Raw genomic sequence first — 20,290 nt, 5'->3', positions numbered from 1 at the left:
GTGTGGGTCACTGAGCCTGTCGAAGTGTGAGCCTGTCGACGTGTCAGAGCATGCACGAGACGCACTCGGTCATGTCGGTGCCCTCGAGCGCCAGCTGACGCAGACGGATGTAGTAGATCGTCTTGATGCCCTTGCGCCATGCGTAGATCTGGGCCTTGTTGATGTCACGCGTGGTGGCGGTGTCCTTGAAGAACAGCGTCAGCGACAGACCCTGGTCGACGTGCTGCGTGGCCGCGGCGTACGTGTCGATGACCTTCTCGTAGCCGATCTCGTACGCGTCCTGGTAGTACTCCAGGTTGTCGTTCGTCATGAACGCCGCCGGGTAGTAGACGCGACCGAGCTTGCCTTCCTTGCGGATCTCGATCTTCGAGGCGATCGGGTGGATCGAGGAGGTCGAGTTGTTGATGTAGGAGATCGAGCCCGTCGGCGGCACGGCCTGCAGGTTCTGGTTGTAGATGCCGTGCTCCTGGATCGACGCCTTGAGCTGGACCCAGTCCTCCTGCGTCGGGATGTGCTTGCCCGCGAAGAGCTCCTTGACCTTCTCGGTCTCCGGGACCCAGGCGCGGTCGATGTACTTGTCGAAGAACTCGCCGGACGCGTAGGTCGAGTCGGCGAATCCGTCGAACGCCGTGCCGCGCTCGATCGCGAGCTGGTTCGAGGCGCGCAGCGCGTGGAACAGCACGGTGTAGAAGTAGATGTTCGTGAAGTCGACACCCTCCTCCGAGCCGTAGAAGACGTGCTCACGGGCGAGGTAGCCGTGCAGGTTCATCTGACCCAGGCCGATCGCGTGCGACCGGTCGTTGCCGTCCTCGATCGAGCGGACCGAGCGGATGTGGCTCTGGTCGCTGACCGCAGTGAGCGCGCGGATCGCGGTCTCGACCGTCTGGCCGAGGTCGTCGGCGTCCATCGACAGCGCGATGTTCATCGAGCCGAGGTTGCAGGAGATGTCCTTGCCGATCTCCTTGTACGACAGGTCGTCGTTGTAGGTGGTCGGCGTGTTCACCTGCAGGATCTCGCTGCAGAGGTTCGACATGTTGATGCGCCCCTTGATGGGGTTGGCCTTGTTGACCGTGTCCTCGAACATGACGTACGGGTAGCCGGACTCGAACTGGATCTCGGCGACGGTCTGGAAGAACTCGCGGGCGTTGATCTTCGTCTTCTTGATGCGCGGGTCGTCGACCATCTCGCGGTACTTCTCGGTGACCGAGATGTCGCCGAACGGGACGCCGTAGACCTTCTCCACGTCGTACGGCGAGAACAGGTACATGTCCTCGTCGTTCTTGGCGAGCTCGAACGTGATGTCCGGCACCACGACACCGAGCGACAGCGTCTTGATGCGGATCTTCTCGTCCGCGTTCTCGCGCTTCGTGTCGAGGAAGCGCATGATGTCGGGGTGGTGGGCGTTGAGGTACACCGCACCCGCACCCTGACGCGCGCCGAGCTGGTTGGCGTAGCTGAAGCTGTCTTCGAGGAGCTTCATGACGGGGATGATGCCCGAGGACTGGTTCTCGATCTGCTTGATCGGGGCGCCCGCCTCGCGGATGTTCGACAGCAGCAGGGCCACGCCGCCGCCGCGCTTCGAGAGCTGGAGTGCGGAGTTGATGCCGCGGGCGATCGACTCCATGTTGTCCTCGATGCGCAGCAGGAAGCAGCTGACGAGCTCGCCGCGCTGGGCCTTGCCCGCGTTGAGGAAGGTCGGGGTGGCCGGCTGGAAGCGACCGGAGATGATCTCCTCGACGAGGTTCACGGCGAGCTTCTCGTCGCCGTCCGCCAGGGCGAGCGCGGTCATCACGACGCGGTCCTCGAAGCGCTCGAGGTAGCGCTTGCCGTCGAACGTCTTCAGCGTGTAGCTCGTGTAGTACTTGAAGGCACCCAGGAACGTCTCGAAGCGGAACTTCTTCGAGTAGGCGAGATCGTTGAGCTTCTGCACGAAGTCGAACGAGTACTTCTCGATGACGGCGCCCTCGTAGTACTCCTTCTCCACGAGGTAGTCCAGGCGCTCCTTGAGCGAGTGGAAGAACACCGTGTTCTGGTTCACGTGCTGCAGGAAGTACTCCCGTGCGGCGCGCTTGTCGGCGTCGAACTGGATCTTCCCGTTCGCGTCGTACAGGTTCAGCATCGCGTTGAGCGCGTGGTAGTCCAGGCCCTCGTACGCGGGGTTCACCTTGAATGCCACTGTCTCGGTCACCGAAGATTCCACCGTCGTTCCAATCCGTCGCTCACGCGATCCACGTCGTCCTGTGTGCCGAAGATCTCGAGCCGATACAAGTGAGGCACGTGACACTTGCGGCTGATGATGTCGCCGGCGAGGCAGAACGCGTCGCCGAAGTTGGTGTTGCCCGCGGAGATGACGCCGCGGATGTGACGCCGGTTGCGCTCGTCGTTGAGGAACCGGATCACCTGCTTGGGCACGGCCCCCTTCTCGACCCCGCGCCCGGCACCCCCGCCATAGGTGGGGGTGACCAGCACGAAGGGCTCGTCGACGACGAGGTCCTCTTCGTTCCGGTGGAGGGGGATGCGTCGGGCGGGAAGCCCGAGCTTCTCGATGAAGCGCGCGGTGTTACCCGACACGCTCGAGAAGTAGACCAGGAGCGGCGCTGCGGTCGCGACGGCGCTCATAGCTCTCCCTGGGTTCCTGAGCCTGTTGAAGGGCCGGGTGGCGAGCCTGTCGGACTACGCCAGGCGGGACGCGAGCTCGTCGATCTTGTCGGGACGGAAGCCCGACCAGTGGTCCTCGTCCGTGACGACGACCGGCGCCTGCATGTAGCCGAGCGCCTTGACCTGCTCCAGGGCCGTCGGGTCCTCCGACAGGTCGTGGATCTCGTACTCGATGCCCTTGGCATCCAGGGCACGGTAGGTCGCGTTGCACTGGACGCAGGAAGGCTTGGTGTACACCGTGATCGACATCTGAACCCCTCAAATCTCTGGTTTCTCCGGCAGACCTCCGCCGGGATCTCAATACTACATATAGGGACGGACATTCGGTGCGACCACAAGGGGTAGTAGTTACATCCGTGTAGTTTTTCCACCGCTCTCCACTGATACAACACAGGTTGTCCACCGTTTCTTCCACAGGCGGACCCCCTCTCCCGGGGTCGTCGACCCGCGGGAAATCGCGGCTGGGAGGAGCCTGTGAGAGATCCATCCACAGGCGGCACCATACGAGGGGCTTCCGACATCCCCAGGCCTGTGGAATTCGCCCGTCGGCGTGTCCACGGCGTGTCGCGGCGTGTCGGTCACCGAACCGTCCCACCGACGTCCGCGCCGCCCGGTACCGTTGTCGAGTGGCGGGCTATCGGGATCTTCTTCGCACGCCGGGAGTGGGCCGCATGATCGCCGCCCAGCTCACCGCGCGCTTCCCCAACGGGATGATGTCCTTGGCGATCCTGCTGCACGTCGAGCAGCAGACCGGATCGTACGGATCGGCGGGCCTCGTGCTCGCCGCGACCAGCGTCGGCCAGGCGGTCGCCGGCCCCATCACCAGCCGGTGGATGGGCGCGTGGGGCATGCGGCGGGTGCTGACCCTCACCCTGTCCGTCTGCGTGATCGCCGTGCTCGGTCTCGGGCTGCTGCCGCTCTCCGTCCCCGGCTACATGGCTCTCGGCATGATCGCCGGCCTGTCGACGCCGCCCGTGCAGGCGGCCGTCCGCACGATCTACCCCAAGCTCGTGAACGCCGGCCAGCTCACGCCGCTGTTCTCCCTCGACGCGTCCCTGCAGGAGATCATCTGGGTGCTGGCCCCGGTGGTCATCACCCTCGTCTCCACCCAGGTCGGCACCATGGAGGGTCTGCTCCTGGTGGCGATCGTCCTCGTCGCCGGCGGCGCGTGGTTCATCCTCTCCCCCGAGGTCGGCCGCGTGCGCATCCCCCGCAGCCGCAATGCGCTGGGCAAGGTCGTCCTCAAGCCGCCCGTGCTCCTCGCCACGGTCATCGGCTTCCTCCTCATCGGCGCCTGCTCGGCGGTCGAGGTCGGCGTGGTCGCGACGTTCGAACACGGCAGCCTCGCGGCGGGCCTCATCCTCGCCGTCTTCTCCGCCGGCAGCCTGGCCGGCGGTCTCGCCTTCGGCCACATCCCGATCGGCCCGTGGGCGATGGCGCGCCGCCTGCTCATCGTCACCGTGGGCCTGGCCCTCACGATGGTGATGCTCAACGTCTTCTGGCTGGGCGGCACGCTCATCCTCGCCGGCATCGGCATCGCTCCCGCCCTCGCGGTGCTGTTCGCCATCACCACGGCCAGCGTGAAGTTCAGCGAGACCGCCGAGGCCTTCGGCTGGGCGGGCACCGGACAGCTCATCGGCGCCGCGGCCGGATCGGCGGTCGCCGGCTTCCTCGTCGACGTCGGCGACTGGCGCGGCGCCTACCTGGCCGCCACCATCTTCGCGGGCGTCGGACTGCTCGTCTCGATCGTGTTCGTGCGCTCCTTCCCCGATCTGCGTCACCGCGACGCGAGCCCCCATCCCGACACCGAGCCCCTGGCGGTCACCCCCTCATGAGCCCCTCCGTCCCGTCCTCCTCCCCCGCGATCGTGTGCGTCGGCGAGTCGATGGCACTGATCACGCCCACCGGCGCCGACCTCGCGTCCGCCGACACGGCGTCGATCACGCACGCGGGCGCGGAGGCGAACGTCGCGGTCGGCGTGGCGGCCGCGGGCCACCGCGCCGCCTGGGCCTCCCGCCTCGGCGACGATCCCCTCGGCCGGCGTCTCACCGCCGAGCTGGAACGGCGCCGCGTCGAGCTGTGGACCGAGCTCGACGCCGAGGCGCCGACCGGCGTGATGTTCAAGGATCCCGGCGTGGAGTCGTCGGCCGTCTACTACTACCGCCGCGGCTCGGCCGCCTCGCGCATGGCACCGGGGTTCCTGTCCCCCGCGCAGCTCACCGGCGTGCGCATCGTGCACACCACGGGCATCACCCCGGCACTGTCCGCGACGTGCCTGGCGATGGTCGACCAGCTCTTCGCCGACGCGCGCACCGCCGGAGCCGTCGTCTCGTTCGATGTCAACGACCGCCGGGCACTGTGGAGTCCCGAGGAGGCGTCCGCCACCCTGGCTCGCCTGGCCGACGCCGCCGACATCGCCTTCGTCGGCCGCGACGAGGCCGAGCGCATCTGGGGCACCGCCACAGCAGCGGAGATCCGCGCCCACCTCCCGCACTGCGGTCTGCTCGTCGTCAAGGACGGCGACGTCGGCGCGACGGCGTTCGCGGGCGACGCGGACCCGGTGTTCGTTCCCGCGCCGGTGGTCGATGTCGTCGAGCCCGTCGGTGCCGGCGACGCCTTCGCGTCCGGGTTCCTCGCCGCGACGCTCGACGGCGCCGACCTCGAAACCCGCCTGGCCGCCGGACACGAGGCCGCCGCACGGGTGCTCCGCATCGCGGCCGACCTGCCGCCCCTGGAGCCCGCGCGCTGACGCCGCCCGCCACGTCCCGGCGCGGTCGTAGGCTGGTGCCATGCCCGCTCCCGTCACCCTCCCCCGCCTGAGCTGGGGCGATGCCGCTGCGCCGCGACGCGCCCTCCTCGTGCACGGTCTGGGATCGTCCGGCGCGCTCATGTGGCGGCTCGGCGACGCCCTCGCGGCGGCCGGCTGGCACGCGACGGCGGTGGACCTGCGCGGCCACGGAGACGCCCCGCGCACGCTCGACTACTCCGTCGCAGCGTACGCTGCGGACCTCGCCGCCACGCGCCCTCCCGGTGCGGGCGCCTGGGACGCCGTCGTCGGGCACTCGCTCGGCGGCGCCGCCGGGACGGTGGCCGCCGCGGACGACGCGGACTGGACACGACGCCTCGTCCTCATCGATCCCGCGATCCACGTCGTCCAGCGGGACGCGGCCGACGTCCGCCGCAGTCAGGAACGCGCCTTCGCCGACAACCGCCTCGACGCGGTGCGGCAGGAGCACCCGCACTGGCACCCGCAGGACCAGGAGCTCAAGGTCGACGCTGTCCGGCGGGCGAGCGCGTGGGCGGTCGAGCAGACCAGCGCACAGAACCAGCCGTGGGACGTCCGTGCGCACGCAGCCCGCCTGACCGTGCCCACGCACGTGATCGGCGGCGATCCCGCCGTCTCCAGCATCTTCACCGGAGCCCTCGCCGACGAGGTGCTCGCGAGCAACCCCCGCATCTCCCTGTCGGTCGTGGCCGGCGCCGGTCACTCGGTGCATCGCGACCGCCCGGAGGAATCCATCCGACAGCTCCTGGAGGCTCTGGCATGACCGACTTCGACCCGTCGGCGTATCTCCCCGACGACCTGCTCGACCGCATCCGCGAGCGCGCACCCCTCCACGACAGGGAGAACACCTTCCCCCAGGCCGACCTCGACGAGCTCCGCGCAGCCGGCTACCTGTCGATCCTCGTGCCCCGGGAGCGCGGCGGCGCGGGACTCGGCCTCGAGCAGGCCGCCCTCCTCCAGCAGCGGCTCGCGGGGGCCGCGCCCGCGACCGCTCTGGCGATCAACATGCACCTCGTCTGGACCGGCGTCGCCAAGGTCTTCTCGGACCGCGGGGTCCCCGGTCTCGAGTTCGTGCAGGACGGCGCCGTGGCCGGCGAGGTCTTCGCGTTCGGCATCAGCGAGGGCGGCAACGACCTCGTGCTGTTCGGGAGCGACACGGCGGCGGTCCCGGACGGCGCCGGGGGTTACGCCTTCACCGGCACCAAGATCTTCACCTCGCTCGCGCCCGTGTGGACGAAGCTCGGCCTGCACGGACTCGACACCACGAGCCCGGACGCGCCGAAGCTCGTGTTCGCCTTCGTCGACCGCACGTCCGCGGTCACCACCGCCGACGACTGGGACACCCTCGGTATGCGCGGCACCCAGAGCCGGACCACGCGCCTCGACGGGGCCGTCGCGGACGCGGCGCACGTCGTGCGGCGCATCGACCCCGGCCCGAGCCCCGACCCGATCGTCTTCGGCATCTTCGCGGTCTTCGAGATCCTCCTCGCCTCCGTCTACACCGGCATCGCCCGGCGGGCCCTCGAGCTTGCGGTGGCGACGGCCCATCGACGTCGCTCCAAGAAGAGCGGCGCCGCGTACAGCCAGGACCCGGACATCCGCTGGCGGATCGCCGACATGGCCCTCGCCTACGACGCCCTCCCTCCGCAGATCGCCGCCCTCGCCCGCGATGTCGACGAGCGCGCGGACCGCGGCGCCGGCTGGTTCCCCGCACTCTCGGGCGTCAAGCATCGCGCGGTGACGATGGCCAAGCACGTCGTCGACGAGGCCATGCTGGTGGCCGGCGGCGGCTCGTACTTCAGCGCCAACGAGCTCTCCCGGCTGTATCGCGACGTCCTCGCCGGCGCGTTCCATCCCTCCGACCCGGAGTCGGCGCACGCCACCGCGGCGAGCGCCTGGCTGGGCCCGATCGAGGCCTGAGCGGGCTCACGCACACCCCGTTGTCCACGACCGTCCGCGGTGCCAAGATCACACCATGGCACCGTCGAAGAAGGACCATACCCTCGACGCGATCTCCAAGACCATCGTCGAGATGCTGCAGGAGGACGGGCGGCGCTCGTACTCCGAGATCGGCCGGATCGTCGGCCTGAGCGAGGCCGCCGTCCGGCAGAGGGTGCAGCGGCTCACCGAGTCCGGGGTGATGCAGATCGTCGCGGTGACGGATCCGATGCAGCTCGGCTTCCACCGGCAGGCGATGGTCGGCGTCAAGGTCGCTGGGGACGCTCGAGGCGTGGCCGAGGCGATCGCCGACATCGACGAGGTCGACTACGTCGTGATCACGGTCGGATCGTTCGACGTGCTCGTCGAGGCGGTGTGCGAGGACGACGACCATCTGCTGGCTCTCGTCAACGATCGCATCCGGCCGATCGCGGGCGTGGTGTCGACGGAGACCTTCATCTACGCGAAGCTCCAGAAGCAGCAGTTCGCCTGGGGCACGCGCTGACGGTCGGCCTCAGCGCGGCCGCGTCTCCTCGCGGCGGCGGGCGAGGAGGGCGAGGTGCAGGGCGGCGAGGGTCTCCCCGTCGTCCAGATCCGCGTCGAGCAGGTCGCCGATGAGCGCGAGGCGCTGGTAGAACACCGAGCGCGAGAGATGGCTCGCGGCCGCCGCCGCGGAGCGGTTGCCGGGGTGCGCGACGAGGGCGGCGAGGACCGCGAGCAGGTCTCCGCGGCGATCCCGGTCGTGACGGACGAGCGGCTCCAACATCTGCTCGCTGTGCGCCTGGAGCCGCCGGTCGTCGCGCAGAGCGGATACGAGGCGTTCGAGCGGCCGGTCGGCGACGCGGCGGACCGCCGGCACGTCGCCCCCGGACGGCCGTGCGGCGAGGTCGAGCGCGGCGCGGATCGAGGCCAGGAGCCCGCGGACGCCTTCCGCGCTCGGTCCGACGGTCACGGGCGCACCGTCGGAGAGGTGCGCGAGGACGGCATCGGTCAACGCGTCGGATCCGGCGGCCACGAGCAGGACCAGGTCCGCTCCCCGCCGGGCCCCCACCGCGGACAGCCCCGCCGCACGCGCGCGGGCGACGAGCGTCTCGGCGTCCTCGTCCGTGCGGAAGACAAGGCCGGAGACGGTCCCTCCCGAGAGGTCGAGCCCGAGTCTCCGGAGCCGGACCTCGACGTCTTCCTCGCGGGCGAACCGTGCGCCGAGAAGGTCCTCGACGAGGCTGCGATGGGCGAGCACGGTCCACGCCCCCTCCCCATCGGCGAGGCAGCCGAAGGCGAGGGCCGTCGCTCCCAGCTCCAGGACCGTGGACCGACCGGCGGGATGCGGCGGACCCTCCGCCGCGATGAGCCAACCCCAGCGCACACCGCGCGCCTGCACGGGCATCCGATCGCCGCCCCGCTCCGCCTGGCGGAGGGCCTCGCCGACCGGGACGCGGAGCGCTTCGACCGCGACGACCTCCCCCGCCGGATTCTCGAGGTGGACCGGGGCGTCGAGCGCGCGGGCGACCTCGGACACGATGAGGTCGGCCGGCGCGCCGCGGAGGCTGAGGGTCGTGAAGAGGTCGTGCAGGCGCTGACGCTCGCGGAGCGCCGCGGTCTGGGCCTCGATCAGCGCGCGGTGCACGGCCTCGGTCACCGCGACGAACTTGACCTCCGCCCCGAGCGCGATCAGGGCGAGGCCCGAGGCGGCACAGGCCTCGACGACCGCGACCGGGACGCGGGGCATCCGCGGGCCGAGTTCGACGACGATGCCGCACACCCCGACCGCCGCCAGCTCCGCCACGAGCACGCGCAGCGCTGCGGGGCTCGTCGGCCAGGCCGCGCCGGTCGTGAGCAGCAGCTCGCCGCCGTCGAGCAGGCGGGCGACGGCGGCGCTGTCCGAGGCGTGGACCCACCGGACCCCGGCGTCGAGCGCCGGGCCCCCGACGAGGACGGTCGGCGCCCCCGCCTGCACCGCAGGAAGCGCGAGCACGTCCTCGACACGCAGCACCGACGGCGATCGATCCGGACGATCTGTCCGATCCATCGGAAAGTCCTGACGCTCTGCCACTCCGCACGCGCTCCGTTTCCTGTCAGCATGGGCCGAGCCCCAGCGTAACGACCCTCGGTCAGAGTGTGCGAGACGCGATCCCCTCTGCGAAGGAGCACTCGTGGACATCGTCCGTCACGTCATCAACGGCACCGAGACCGCCGAGGCGGCCCGCCGCGGCCCCGTCTTCGATCCGGCGACAGGAGCCGTCACGAAAGAGGTCGCCTTCGCCTCGGCTACCGAGGTCGACGCCGCCGTGGCCGCCGCTGCTGCCGCCCTCCCGGCGTGGCGGGAGACGAGCCTCATCAAACGCGCCGACGTCTTCTTCCGGCTCCGTCAGCTCCTCAAGGAGCGCACGGACGAGCTCGCCGCCATCGTCACGTCCGAGCACGGCAAGGTCCTGTCCGACGCGGCCGGCGAGGTGTCCCGGGGCATCGAGAACGTCGAGTTCGCCGCCGGGCTGGTGCATCTGCTCAAGGGGGAGCGCAGCGAGCAGGTCGCCCGCGGGGTCGACGTGCACTCCGTCAAGCAGCCGGTCGGCGTGGTCGCGACCATCACCCCGTTCAACTTCCCGGTCATGGTGCCGCTGTGGATGGTCGCCTCCGCCATCGCGTGCGGCAACACCGTCGTCCTCAAGCCCAGCGAGAAGGATCCGTCCGCAGCGGTCTGGCTCGCACGGCTCTTCCGCGAGGCCGGTCTCCCGGACGGCGTCCTCAACGTCGTGCACGGCGACCGGGAGGCCGTCGACGCGCTCCTCGGCTCCCCGCAGGTGCAGGCGGTGAGCTTCGTCGGGTCGACCCCGATCGCCCGCTCGATCTACGGACGGGCGTCCGCCGCCGGGAAGCGGGTCCAGGCGCTCGGCGGCGCGAAGAACCACATGGTCGTGATGCCCGACGCCGACATCGACGCGGCCGCCGACGCCGCCGTCTCCGCAGCCTACGGCTCCGCGGGCGAACGCTGCATGGCGGTGTCCGTACTCGTGGCGGTGGGCGACATCGCCGACGACCTCGTCGCCGCGATCGCCCGCCGCATCGACGGCCTCTCGATCGGCCCCGGCACGGACCCGGCGAGCGAGATGGGCCCCCTCATCACCGCGGAGCACCGTGACCGGGTCGCCTCCTACGTCACGGAAGCTCCCGGGGAGGGCGCCACGGTCGTCGTCGACGGCACCACGAAGCGGTTCGACGGCGACGGCTTCTTCCTCGGGGTGAGCCTGATCGACGACGTCACACCCGGCATGCGCGTCTACGACGACGAGATCTTCGGCCCGGTCCTGTCCGTCGTGCGCGTGAGCTCCTACGCGGAGGCGGTCGCCCTCGTCAACGCGAACGCCTACGGCAACGGGACCGCGATCTTCACGCGCGACGGCGGGACGGCGCGGCAGTACGAGTTCGACATCGAGGTCGGCATGGTCGGCGTCAACGTCCCGATCCCGGTGCCCATCGGCGCGTACTCGTTCGGCGGGTGGAAGGACTCGCTCTTCGGCGACGCGCACATCTACGGCCCGGAGTCGGTGCACTTCTACACGCGGTCGAAGGTCGTGACGACGCGGTGGCCCGACCACACCCCGTCGCAGATCGACCTCGGCTTCCCGAGCAACCACTGACGAGGAGCGATCACGATGACGACCTTCACCGACCGCCACGGAGTCTCCTCTCCGCTCCCCGCCCCGGACGCCGAGGCGCAGGTGCGCGCCGACGACCGCGCCCATGTCTTCCACTCCTGGAGCGCGCAGGCGCTGATCGACCCGCTGCCGGTCGCCACCGGTCGGGGCTCGACGTTCTGGGACTACGAGGGCACCGCCTACCTCGACTTCTCCAGCCAGCTCGTGAACCTCAACCTCGGCCACCAGCACCCGGACCTCGTCGCCGCGATCCAGCAGCAGGCCGGGCGGCTCGCGACCATCCAGCCGTCGATGGCCAACGACGTGCGCGGGGAGCTCGCCCGTCTCATCGCCGAGGTCGCTCCCGACGGGTTCGAGAAGGTGTTCTTCACGAACGGGGGTGCGGAGGCGAACGAGTACGCGGTGCGCATGGCCCGGCAGGCCACGGGCCGCCGGAAGGTGCTGTCGATGTACCGCAGCTACCACGGCTCCACCGCGACCGCGATCTCCCTCACCGGCGACCCGCGCCGCTGGGCGAACGACGTCACGGACACCGGGGCCGTGCGGTTCTTCGGACCGTACCTCTACCGCTCCCCGTTCCACAGCGAGACGCTCGAGCAGGAGACGGAGCGCGCCCTCGCGCATCTGGAGCAGACCATCCAGCTCGAGGGGCCGCAGACCATCGCCGCGATCATCATCGAGACGGTCGTCGGCACCAACGGGGTGCTGCTTCCGCCGCCCGGCTATCTGCCCGGGGTGCGCGCGCTCTGCGATCGCTACGGGATCGTCTTCATCGCGGACGAGGTGATGGTGGGATTCGGCCGGCTCGGCGAGTGGTTCGGGATCGACGCCTTCGAGGGCCGCCCCGACCTGATCACCTTCGCGAAGGGCGTGAACTCGGGCTACGTGCCCCTGGGCGGCGTCGTGATCTCCGACCGCATCGCCGCGGCCTTCGACACCGTCCCGTTCGCGGGCGGACTGACGTACTCCGGGCACCCTCTCGCCTGCGCGGCCGGTGTGGCCACGTTCGAGGTGTTCCGCCGCGACGGCATCCTGGAACGGGTGCGCGACCTCGGCGAGCGGGTCGTCGGTCCGACCCTGCGCTCGTGGGCGCAGTCGCATCCGAGCGTGGGCGAGGTGCGCGGTCGCGGGCTGTTCTGGGCGGTGGAGCTCGTGCGGGATCAGCAGACCAGGGAGCCGCTGGTGCCGTTCAACGCGAGCGGTGCCGACGCCGCCCCGATGACGGCGTTCGCCGCCGCCGCGAAGCGGGCAGGGGTCTGGCCTTTCACGCACTTCCACCGCGTGCACATCGCTCCGCCGCTGGTGATCGAGGAGGCGGAGCTGGTGCGGGGGTTGGCAGCGATCGAGGAGGCGCTGGCGGTCGCCGACGGGTACACGGTCGGCTGAGAGGCGTCCCCCGCCGGCCACTACTTTCGGTCGAAGTCGAACGCCTTGAGCAGCTCGCCGACGGCCTTGTCGCGCTCCTCGCCGCCGTCCTCGAACATGTGGGTGACGTGCGTGCGGAGGTGGTTCTCCAGCAGCAGACGGTTGAGCGACTCGAGGGAGCGCTGGATCGCGCGGGACTGCGTGATGATGTCCATGCAGTACTCCTCGTTCTCGATCATCCGCGCGACGCCGCGCATCTGACCCTCGAGGATGCTGGTGCGGTGCAGGGCGCGCTTCTTGATGTCTTCGATCACGTATCGAGGCTACTCGCCCCGTGAAAGGATGACGTCATGCCGCGAACACCCACGACGCTGCTCTCCGTCGCCGACCAGGAGCGCCGGCGCGCGCTGCGGCGGATGAAGGCCGTCGCGCTCGGGGCGCTGATCTTCATGGCCCTCGCCTTCGTCGTCGCCTTCGCGTTCCAGGAGCGGGTCGGCGGGCTCGCGTACGTCCGCGCCGCCGCGGAGGGCGGCATGGTCGGCGCGCTGGCGGACTGGTTCGCGGTGACCGCGCTGTTCCGCCGTCCGCTCGGCCTGCCCATCCCGCACACTGCGATCATCCCGAACCGCAAGGACGAGATCGGCCGCATGCTGGGCGAGTTCGTGGAGACGAACTTCCTCGCCGCCGACGTCGTGCGCACCAAGCTGACCAGCACCGCGATCGCCCTCCGCGCCGGGGAGTGGCTCCGCGAGACCCCGCACGCCGAGCGCGTGGCGGCCGAGGGGGCGACGGTCGCGACGGCCGTGCTGAACGCGCTGAGCGACGATGACGTGCGCGACCTCCTCGCCGACCTCGCCCGCGAGCACCTCGTCGCACCGGAGTGGGGGCCGCCCGCCGGAACGTGGCTGGAGAAGATCGTGGAGGCGGAGGCGCACCACGGTGCCGTCGACCTCGCGGTGGACAGCATCGGGCGATGGCTCGACGCGAACGCCGCCTCCTTCACCGGACTCGTCTCCCGGCGCCTCCCCGGATGGATGCCGAAGATCGCGCACCGCCTCATCGACGACACGGTGTACAACGAGGCGGTCAAGTTCGTCCGCGCCGTGCAGGCCGACCCACGGCATCCGGCCCGCCTCGCGATCGACGGGTACCTGTCCCGCCTCGCGGACGCCCTGCAGAACGATCCCGCGACGCGCGAGAAGCTGGAGAACGCCAAGGCCGCCCTCTTCGACAGCCCGCGCGTCGGCGCCCTCGCCGCGGAGGCGTGGAACACCGCCAAGAACGGACTCCTCACCTCCCTCGCCGACCCGGAGAGCGGGCTGCGGCGCCGCGCCGTGCAGGCGCTGCAGGAGGTCGGCGAGCGGCTCACGACCGACGCCGCCCTGCAGCGCCGCGTCGACACGTGGGTCTCCGATGCGGCCGTCTTCCTCGTCGACCGGTACCGGCACGACATCGCCTCGATCATCACCGACACCGTGGAGCGCTGGGATCCCGCCGAGACCACCGAGAAGATCGAGCTCATGGTCGGCCGCGATCTGCAGTACATCCGCCTGAACGGCACCGTCGTCGGCGCCCTCGCCGGCCTCGCGATCTTCACCGTCGCCCACGCCCTGATCCCGGGAGTCTGACATGGCACTGTCCCACGATCCGCTCTGGCCGCGCGCCGGCGCCTGGCCCGCGTTCGAGGGCACGGCCGATGCGGTGCTCCTCGGCGTCCCGACCTGGCGCACCTCCCTGTCCCCGACCGGGGCGCACGCGACCCCGGCCGCGATCCGCGAGGCGCTCCCCCGCTACGGCACGACGGTCCTCGGCCCACCGACGATCGACCTGGACGAGGTGCTCCGCATCGCGGACGCCGGGGACGTGCCGGAGCCGGACGGCGACGCGGGAGAGGCGCGGACGATCGAGCGGGTCCGGGAGCTGTCGGACGCCTCAGACCTCGTCATCGCCCTCGGCGGCGACAACTCCCTCACCTACCCGGTCGCGCTCGGCGCCCGGGCGACGGGCCTGATCACGTTCGACGCCCACTTCGACCTGCGCGACGGTGTCTCCAACGGCACCCCGGTGCGGCGACTCGTCGAGGACGTCCCCGCCGCGGCAGGCGTCCCGACGGCCCGCGTCGACCCCACCCGCATCGTGCAGATCGGCCTCGCCGACTTCGCGAACTCCGCCGCCTACGCCCGGCGCGCGGCGGACTGGGGCATCCGGGTCATCACCCTCGACGACGTGCGCCGTCGCGGCATCGCCGACGTCGTGGCCGAGGCGGTCGAGGTCGCGGGCGCGGGCGACGCCGCCCGGGTACACCTCGACATCGACGTGGACGTGTGCGACCGCGCGGTCGCACCCGGCTGCCCGGCCAGCGTCCCCGGAGGCCTGGCGGCGTGGGAGCTGCGCGCCCTCACCCGTGGTGTCGCCATCGATCCGCGGGTCGCGAGTGCCGACATCGCCGAGGTCGACGCGACCGCGGACGCGGAGGACGGTCGCACCGTGCGACTCGCTGCCCTCTGCGTGCTCGAGCTGCTCGCCGGTCTCGCGGCACGCTAACCCGAGCCACCCTCAGACGACGGCCGTCCCATCCTTCCAGACGCGCTGCACCAGCGGCACGCCCGGGCGATACGCCAGGTGCACGCGGGAGGGGGCGTCGAGCAGCACGAGGTCTGCGCGCGCCCCGGGGGCGATCCGGCCGATGTCGTCGCGCCGGAGTGCCCGCGCCCCGCCGGCGGTGGCGGCCCAGACCGCCTCCGCCGTGGTCATACCCATGTCCCGCACGGCGATGGCGATGCAGAAGGCCATGGACGAGGTGAAGCTGGACCCCGGGTTCGTGTCGCACGCCAGCGCGACCGTCACACCCGCGTCGAGGAGCCGGCGCGCATCCGGATAGGGCTGCCGCGTGGAGAACTCCACGCCGGGCAGCAGCGTGAGCACCGTGTCCGATGCGGCGAGCGCGGCGATGTCCGCGTCGGTGAGGTAGGTGCCGTGATCCACCGACGCCGCCCCCAGCTCGACCGCCATCCGCACGCCGTCGCCCCGACCGAGCTGGCTCGCATGCACCCGAGGAGCGAGACCCCGGGTGATGCCCGCCTCCAGGATCCGCCGTGACTGCGCCACCGTGAAGGCGCCGGTCTCGCAGAAGACGTCGATCCACCGGGAGTGCGGGGCGCAGGCGTCGAGCATCGGCCCCACGACGAGGTCGACATAGGCATCGGGGTCGTCGGCATACTCGACCGGGACCACGTGCGCACCGAGGAACGTGACCTCCGGCGTCACCTCGGCGGCGAGGCGCACGAGGCGCTCCTCCTCCGCGACGGCGAGACCGTAGCCGCTCTTGATCTCGACCGTGGTGGTGCCCTGCGTCCGCAGCTCCTCGATGAACCCGTGCAGTCGGGCGCGGAGCTCGTCGTCGGTCGCCGCCCGCGTCGCCTGGACCGTCGACCGGATGCCGCCCGCCGCGTACGGCTGCCCCGCCATGCGCGCCTCGAACTCCGCCGCCCGATCGCCGCCGAAGACGAGGTGGCTGTGGCTGTCGACGAATCCGGGGATCACGGCCCGACCCCCGGCGTCGACGACCTCATCGGCCGCGGGAGCCGTGGCGGACGAGCCCACCCACGCGATCCGCGCGCCGTCGATCAGCACGGCCGCCTCGCGGAGCGTGCCGGTCGGGTCGCCCCCGGCGGTGACGTTGGTCGTCAGCTCCCCGATCCCGGAGATGAGCGTCGTCGTCACAGCATCGGCACCTTCAGTCCGCGGTCGCGCGCGACCTCCTTGGCGTGGTCGTACCCGGCGTCCACGTGTCGCATGACACCGGTGCCGGGGTCGTTCGTCAGCACCCGGGCGAGCTTCTCCGCCGCGAGGGCCGAACCGTCCGCCACCGTGACCTGCCCGGCGTGGATCGAGCGTCCGATCCCCACCCCGCCGCCGTGGTGCAGCGACACCCACGACGCCCCGGAGGCGGTGTTGAGGAGGGCGTTGAGCAGCGGCCAGTCGGCGATCGCGTCGGAACCGTCCTTCATCGCCTCGGTCTCGCGGTACGGCGACGCGACGGAACCGGAGTCGAGGTGGTCGCGGCCGATGACGATCGGCGCGGACAGTTCTCCCGAGGCGACCATCTCGTTGAACTTGAGTCCGGCGAGGTGCCGCTCCTGGTAGCCGAGCCAGCAGATGCGCGCCGGCAGGCCCTCGAAGTGGACGGCCGACCCCGCCTTGTCGAGCCAGCGGTGCAGGGCGGTGTCCTCGGGGAACAGCTCGGCGATCGCGCGGTCCGTCTTGAAGATGTCCTCCGGGTCTCCGGACAGCGCCACCCAGCGGAACGGTCCTCGCCCTTCCTCGAACTGCGGGCGGATGTAGGCGGGGACGAATCCGGGGAACGCGAACGCCCGGTCGAAGCCGCCGAGCTGCGCCTCCGCGCGGATCGAGTTGCCGTAGTCGAACACGGCCGCCCCCGCGTCCTGGAAGCCGACCATCGCGGCGACGTGGGCGGCCATGGACTCCCTCGACCGCCGGGTGAACTCCTCGGGGTCGCGTGCGGCGTCCTCCTTCCACCGGGCCACGTCGACACCGATCGGCAGGTAGGCGAGCGGGTCGTGGGCGCTGGTCTGGTCGGTGACCACGTCGATCGGCACGCCCCGGCGCAGGAGCTCGGGGAAGATCTCCGCGGCATTGCCCACGACGCCGACCGAGAGGGCGTGACCGGCGTCCTTCGCCGCGACGACCCGGGCCACCGCCGCATCGAGGTCGGTGGTGTACTCGTCGAGGTACCGATGCTCGACGCGGCGGGCCAACCGCGTCTCGTCGACGTCCACGATCAGGACCGCGCCCTCGTTGAGGGTCACCGCGAGAGGCTGCGCCCCGCCCATCCCGCCCGCACCGGCCGTCAGCGTCAGCGTCCCCCGCAGGGAATCGCGCCCGAGCGAGCGGGCGACCGCGGCGAACGTCTCGTATGTCCCCTGCAGGATGCCCTGCGTGCCGATGTAGATCCAGGAGCCCGCGGTCATCTGGCCGTACATGGTCAGGCCCAGCTCCTCCAGACGACGGAACTCTGGCCAGGTCGCCCAATCGCCTACGAGGTTCGAGTTGGCGATGAGCACGCGCGGCGCCCACTCGTGGGTGCGGAACACGCCCACGGGCTTGCCGGACTGGACGAGCAGCGTCTCATCCGGCTCCAGCTCGTCGAGCGTACGGACGATCGCCTCGTACGCCGCCCAGCTGCGTGCCGCCTTGCCCGTCCCGCCATAGACCACCAGGTCTTCCGGGTGCTCGGCGACCTCGGGATCGAGGTTGTTCATGAGCATGCGCTTGGCCGCCTCGGCGCCCCAGCTTTTGGCGGTGCGCTCGGCACCGCGGGCTGCGCGCACCGTGCGCGCTGCGTTCTCCTCAGTCATGCATGTGCTCCTTTGCGACACGGGCGATGGCACCCGACTGGACGAGGGCGGTCACGGCTTCCATCTCGGGCGAGAGGTGGCGGTCAGGGCCGGGGCCGGCGGCGACCGTGCGGATGAGATCGCGCACGGCGCCGGTCGCCGGGCCCGCCTCGAGCGGCGCGCGGAGATCCAGCGCGCGGGCGGCCGTGAGGATCTCGATCGCGAGGACGCGGGAGAGGCCGTCGATCGCCCGACGCAGCTTCCGTGCTGCGGCCCAGCCCATCGAGACGTGGTCCTCCTGCATCGCCGAGGAGGGGATGGAGTCCACCGAGGCGGGAACCGCGAGACGCTTGAGCTCGGAGACGATGCCGGCTGCCGCGTACTGCGCGATCATCAGCCCGGAATCGACCCCGACCTCCGCCGCGAGGAACGGCGGGAGCCCGTGGCTGCGGGCCGGGTCCAGCGCGCGGTCGGTGCGCCGCTCGGACACGGAGGCGACGTCGGCGATCGAGATCGCCAGGAAGTCGAGGACCGCGGCGACGGGCGCGCCGTGGAAGTTGCCGTTGGACTCGATGCGGCCGTCGAGGGTGATGATGGGGTTGTCGATGACGCTGGAGAGCTCACGCTCCGCGATCATCGCGGCATGCCAGAGCGTGTCGCGCGCGGCGCCGTGCACCTGCGGCGAGCAGCGCAGGGAGTACGCGTCCTGGACGCGGCCGTCTTCCGGGCCCTTGTGGCTCGCGACCATCGGCGACCCGGCGAGCAGCGCCCGGAGGTGACCGGCGGATACCGCCTGCCCCGCCTGCGGACGCAGCGCCATGAGATCGGCGGCGAACACCGCATCGGTGCCGAGCTGCGACTCCACCGACATCGCCGCCGCCACATCCGCCGTCAGGAGCAGCGTCTCCAGGTCGTGGAGCGCGAGCACCAGCGTGCCGAGCATCCCGTCCGTGCCGTTGATGAGGGCGAGGCCCTCCTTCTCCACGAGCGTGAGCGGCTCGATGCCGGCGTCCGCGAGGGCATCGGCCGCCGGGACGAGTCGGCCCGTAGCGTCGCGCACCTCGCCCTCCCCCATGGTGGCGAGAGCGATGTGGGCGAGCGGTGCCAGATCTCCCGAGCACCCCAGCGAGCCGTACTCGCGGACCACGGGGACGATGCCCGCGTTGAGCAGAGCGGCGTACGTCTCGACCACGATGGGGCGGACCCCGGTGCGGCCGGACGCGAGCGTCTGCAGGCGCAGCAGCTGGAGCCCGCGTACGACCTCCCGCTCGACCTCGGCGCCGGTTCCCGCGGCGTGGGAGCGGATGAGACTCGCCTGCAACTGCCGGCGCCGTTCCGGAGCGATGAACGTCGTCGCCAACGCGCCGAAGCCGGTGGACACCCCGTAGTGCGGGTGAGGGTCCGCGGCGAGGCCGTCGATCACTCGCCGGGTCTCGGCGACCCTGGCCAGCGCCGCAGGGTCGACGACGACGGGCGCATCGTGACGGACGACGCGGACGACCTCCGCCGGGGAGAGAGGGGTGGCGCCGACGAGGACAGGGGCAGGATCGCTCATGTGTCGATTCCACACCCGCGGAGTCGACGCGCACGCGGCTTCGTGGCAACCTGTGTCTGTGATCCCAGACATTTCCGAGAGCGTTGACGCCCAGGTGCCCGCCGCGGCGCAGACCCTGCGGATCCTGAGCTACTTGGCGGGCCGGCCGGCGCCGGTGGCCGCGTCCGCGATCGCCCGCGAGCTTGCTCTTCCGCGATCGACGGTCTATCACCTGCTGCGCACGCTCGCTGCCCACGGCTTCGTGCTCCACCTCCGGGAGGAGCGCCGGTGGGGGCTCGGGACGTCGGCGTTCGAGCTGGCGGGGGGCTATGCACGGCAGCAGCCGTTGGCGCGACTCGGCCGGCCGCTCATCGCCGCTCTCTCCGACCAGCTCGGGGAGAGCGCGCACCTGGCGGTCATGAGCGGCGGGGATGTGCTCTACATCGTGGAAGAGCGCGCGCCGCGGCGGCCCGCCCTGGTCACCGACGTCGGCGTGCGCCTCCCCGCGCACCTGACGGCGACCGGGCGGGCGATGCTCGCCGCTCTCCCCCGCGAACAGGTACGCGCGCTGTACCCGGAGGCGTCGGCATTCTCTGACCGCACCGGACGAGGTCCCCGACGCCCCGGTGAGCTGCGCGAACTCCTGCGAGAGGTGCGCTCTCGGGGGTATGCGACGGAGGACGGCGAGGTCGCTGAGGGTCTGCGTTCGGTGGGCGCCGTCGTGCGCGACGTCGCCGGCTGGCCGGTCGCCGGGGTCGCCGTCACCTGGGCCGGCGACGACGGTGCGGAGGTCGTGCTGGCGAACGCGGTGCGAGAGGCAGCGGCGACGCTCGAGGCGCGCCTGGCCCGCTGAAGCGATGCCCCGGCCGTGCGAAAGGGGCGCGTTAACGCAAGAAGGCCACCCAGCATTGGGTGGCCTTCTTGACTAAAAGGAGTCCGGCGGTGTCCTACTCTCCCACAGGGTCCCCCCTGCAGTACCATCGGCGCTGTGAGGCTT

The 20,290-nt window shown here is 71.1% G+C and carries 18 protein-coding genes; 10 read left to right on the top strand and 8 right to left on the bottom strand.

Annotation, left to right across the window (positions count from 1 at the left end; translation table 11 throughout):
• Positions 1-43: 43 nt before the first annotated feature.
• The 3 genes from nrdE to nrdH are packed head-to-tail and all read right to left on the bottom strand — an operon-like array spanning position 44 to position 2,907.
• A complete protein-coding gene (gene nrdE / locus CJ226_RS17385; protein ID WP_029989124.1) occupies positions 44-2,188 on the bottom strand; it encodes a class 1b ribonucleoside-diphosphate reductase subunit alpha in 2,145 nt (714 codons plus the stop codon).
• Positions 2,185-2,619 (bottom strand): class Ib ribonucleoside-diphosphate reductase assembly flavoprotein NrdI, encoded by a 435-nt coding sequence (nrdI, locus tag CJ226_RS17380; protein WP_062636737.1) that lies wholly within the window; start codon positions 2,617-2,619, stop codon positions 2,185-2,187. Before nrdI ends, nrdE begins: the two co-directional genes overlap by 4 nt.
• Positions 2,620-2,673: 54 nt before the next feature.
• Positions 2,674-2,907: a glutaredoxin-like protein NrdH gene (gene nrdH, locus CJ226_RS17375; RefSeq protein WP_017202656.1), complete on the bottom strand. Its 234-nt coding sequence runs from the start codon at positions 2,905-2,907 to the stop codon at positions 2,674-2,676.
• Between the two features lie 422 nt (positions 2,908-3,329).
• Here nrdH and CJ226_RS17370 point away from each other — a divergent pair, with 422 nt between their 5' ends.
• Genes CJ226_RS17370 through CJ226_RS17350 form a run of 5 tightly spaced genes read left to right on the top strand, consistent with a single transcriptional unit; the run spans position 3,330 to position 7,886 of the window.
• Positions 3,330-4,493 carry an MFS transporter gene (locus CJ226_RS17370; RefSeq protein ID WP_051582162.1) on the top strand — a complete coding sequence of 388 codons (1,164 nt, stop codon included), beginning with the start codon at positions 3,330-3,332 and terminating at the stop codon, positions 4,491-4,493.
• Positions 4,490-5,407: a sugar kinase gene (locus CJ226_RS17365; protein WP_102209936.1), complete on the top strand. Its 918-nt coding sequence runs from the start codon at positions 4,490-4,492 to the stop codon at positions 5,405-5,407. Before CJ226_RS17370 ends, CJ226_RS17365 begins: the two co-directional genes overlap by 4 nt.
• Positions 5,408-5,447: 40 nt before the next feature.
• Positions 5,448-6,206: an alpha/beta fold hydrolase gene (locus CJ226_RS17360; RefSeq protein ID WP_102209935.1), complete on the top strand. Its 759-nt coding sequence runs from the start codon at positions 5,448-5,450 to the stop codon at positions 6,204-6,206.
• Entirely contained in the window at positions 6,203-7,363 is a 1,161-nt protein-coding gene (locus CJ226_RS17355) for an acyl-CoA dehydrogenase family protein (RefSeq protein ID WP_062636731.1), read from the top strand. Before CJ226_RS17360 ends, CJ226_RS17355 begins: the two co-directional genes overlap by 4 nt.
• A 55-nt stretch (positions 7,364-7,418) precedes the next feature.
• The gene (locus CJ226_RS17350) at positions 7,419-7,886 is read left to right on the top strand and encodes an Lrp/AsnC family transcriptional regulator (RefSeq protein WP_102209934.1); all 468 of its coding nucleotides are present in this window, start codon (positions 7,419-7,421) and stop codon (positions 7,884-7,886) included.
• Positions 7,887-7,895: 9 nt separating this feature from the next.
• Here CJ226_RS17350 and CJ226_RS17345 read toward each other — a convergent pair whose 3' ends face one another.
• A complete protein-coding gene (locus tag CJ226_RS17345; RefSeq protein WP_102209933.1) occupies positions 7,896-9,410 on the bottom strand; it encodes a PucR family transcriptional regulator in 1,515 nt (504 codons plus the stop codon).
• Positions 9,411-9,534: 124 nt separating this feature from the next.
• Here CJ226_RS17345 and CJ226_RS17340 point away from each other — a divergent pair, with 124 nt between their 5' ends.
• Together CJ226_RS17340 and CJ226_RS17335 are read left to right on the top strand one after the other, a co-directional pair.
• Positions 9,535-11,019 carry a CoA-acylating methylmalonate-semialdehyde dehydrogenase gene (locus CJ226_RS17340; protein ID WP_102209932.1) on the top strand — a complete coding sequence of 495 codons (1,485 nt, stop codon included), beginning with the start codon at positions 9,535-9,537 and terminating at the stop codon, positions 11,017-11,019.
• A 15-nt stretch (positions 11,020-11,034) separates the two neighbouring features.
• Positions 11,035-12,423, top strand: a complete 1,389-nt coding sequence (locus CJ226_RS17335) for an aspartate aminotransferase family protein (RefSeq protein ID WP_062636726.1) — start codon at positions 11,035-11,037, stop codon at positions 12,421-12,423.
• Positions 12,424-12,443: 20 nt separating this feature from the next.
• Here the strand turns inward: CJ226_RS17335 and CJ226_RS17330 are convergent, their stop codons facing one another.
• On the bottom strand, positions 12,444-12,716 hold the full coding sequence (locus CJ226_RS17330) for a metal-sensitive transcriptional regulator (RefSeq protein ID WP_025102619.1): 273 nt from the start codon (positions 12,714-12,716) through the stop codon (positions 12,444-12,446).
• A gap of 36 nt (positions 12,717-12,752) precedes the next feature.
• On the opposite strand from CJ226_RS17330, the gene CJ226_RS17325 reads away from it, so the two are divergent.
• Together CJ226_RS17325 and CJ226_RS17320 are read left to right on the top strand one after the other, a co-directional pair.
• Positions 12,753-14,030 carry a DUF445 domain-containing protein gene (locus CJ226_RS17325; RefSeq protein ID WP_102209931.1) on the top strand — a complete coding sequence of 426 codons (1,278 nt, stop codon included), beginning with the start codon at positions 12,753-12,755 and terminating at the stop codon, positions 14,028-14,030.
• Position 14,031: 1 nt separating this feature from the next.
• Positions 14,032-14,946, top strand: a complete 915-nt coding sequence (locus tag CJ226_RS17320; RefSeq protein WP_062636721.1) for an arginase family protein — start codon at positions 14,032-14,034, stop codon at positions 14,944-14,946.
• A gap of 12 nt (positions 14,947-14,958) precedes the next feature.
• Here CJ226_RS17320 and hutI read toward each other — a convergent pair whose 3' ends face one another.
• The 3 genes from hutI to hutH are packed head-to-tail and all read right to left on the bottom strand — an operon-like array spanning position 14,959 to position 19,314.
• Complete coding sequence (gene hutI / locus CJ226_RS17315) at positions 14,959-16,125, bottom strand: imidazolonepropionase (RefSeq protein WP_062636719.1); 1,167 nt, start codon at positions 16,123-16,125, stop codon at positions 14,959-14,961.
• Positions 16,122-17,780 (bottom strand): urocanate hydratase, encoded by a 1,659-nt coding sequence (hutU, locus tag CJ226_RS17310; protein ID WP_062636717.1) that lies wholly within the window; start codon positions 17,778-17,780, stop codon positions 16,122-16,124. Before hutU ends, hutI begins: the two co-directional genes overlap by 4 nt.
• Positions 17,773-19,314 (bottom strand): histidine ammonia-lyase, encoded by a 1,542-nt coding sequence (hutH, locus tag CJ226_RS17305; protein ID WP_062636715.1) that lies wholly within the window; start codon positions 19,312-19,314, stop codon positions 17,773-17,775. The genes hutU and hutH overlap by 8 nt, the downstream gene beginning before the upstream one ends.
• 94 nt (positions 19,315-19,408) lie before the next feature.
• On the opposite strand from hutH, the gene CJ226_RS17300 reads away from it, so the two are divergent.
• On the top strand, positions 19,409-20,146 hold the full coding sequence (locus CJ226_RS17300) for an IclR family transcriptional regulator (RefSeq protein WP_257996730.1): 738 nt from the start codon (positions 19,409-19,411) through the stop codon (positions 20,144-20,146).
• Positions 20,147-20,290 lie beyond the last annotated feature (144 nt).

The sequence above is a fragment of the Microbacterium sp. UMB0228 genome, from assembly GCF_002871415.1.
In the GTDB taxonomy this organism is placed as follows: domain Bacteria; phylum Actinomycetota; class Actinomycetes; order Actinomycetales; family Microbacteriaceae; genus Microbacterium.
The sequence above is the reverse complement of the archived record's forward strand: the minus strand, read 5'-3'. Positions and strand labels throughout refer to the sequence as shown.

What these genes read in the sequence shown, in the direction of transcription:
- nrdI (WP_062636737.1), bottom strand. Translation starts at nt 2,619, where the DNA reads ATGAGCGCCGTCGCGACCGCAGCGCCGCTCCTGGTCTACTTCTCGAGC.
- nrdH (WP_017202656.1), bottom strand. Translation starts at nt 2,907, where the DNA reads ATGTCGATCACGGTGTACACCAAGCCTTCCTGCGTCCAGTGCAACGCG.
- CJ226_RS17370 (WP_051582162.1), top strand. Translation starts at nt 3,330, where the DNA reads ATGATCGCCGCCCAGCTCACCGCGCGCTTCCCCAACGGGATGATGTCC.
- CJ226_RS17365 (WP_102209936.1), top strand. Translation starts at nt 4,490, where the DNA reads ATGAGCCCCTCCGTCCCGTCCTCCTCCCCCGCGATCGTGTGCGTCGGC.
- CJ226_RS17360 (WP_102209935.1), top strand. Translation starts at nt 5,448, where the DNA reads ATGCCCGCTCCCGTCACCCTCCCCCGCCTGAGCTGGGGCGATGCCGCT.
- CJ226_RS17355 (WP_062636731.1), top strand. Translation starts at nt 6,203, where the DNA reads ATGACCGACTTCGACCCGTCGGCGTATCTCCCCGACGACCTGCTCGAC.
- CJ226_RS17350 (WP_102209934.1), top strand. Translation starts at nt 7,419, where the DNA reads ATGGCACCGTCGAAGAAGGACCATACCCTCGACGCGATCTCCAAGACC.
- CJ226_RS17345 (WP_102209933.1), bottom strand. Translation starts at nt 9,410, where the DNA reads ATGGATCGGACAGATCGTCCGGATCGATCGCCGTCGGTGCTGCGTGTC.
- CJ226_RS17335 (WP_062636726.1), top strand. Translation starts at nt 11,035, where the DNA reads ATGACGACCTTCACCGACCGCCACGGAGTCTCCTCTCCGCTCCCCGCC.
- CJ226_RS17325 (WP_102209931.1), top strand. Translation starts at nt 12,753, where the DNA reads ATGCCGCGAACACCCACGACGCTGCTCTCCGTCGCCGACCAGGAGCGC.
- CJ226_RS17320 (WP_062636721.1), top strand. Translation starts at nt 14,032, where the DNA reads ATGGCACTGTCCCACGATCCGCTCTGGCCGCGCGCCGGCGCCTGGCCC.
- hutU (WP_062636717.1), bottom strand. Translation starts at nt 17,780, where the DNA reads ATGACTGAGGAGAACGCAGCGCGCACGGTGCGCGCAGCCCGCGGTGCC.
- hutH (WP_062636715.1), bottom strand. Translation starts at nt 19,314, where the DNA reads ATGAGCGATCCTGCCCCTGTCCTCGTCGGCGCCACCCCTCTCTCCCCG.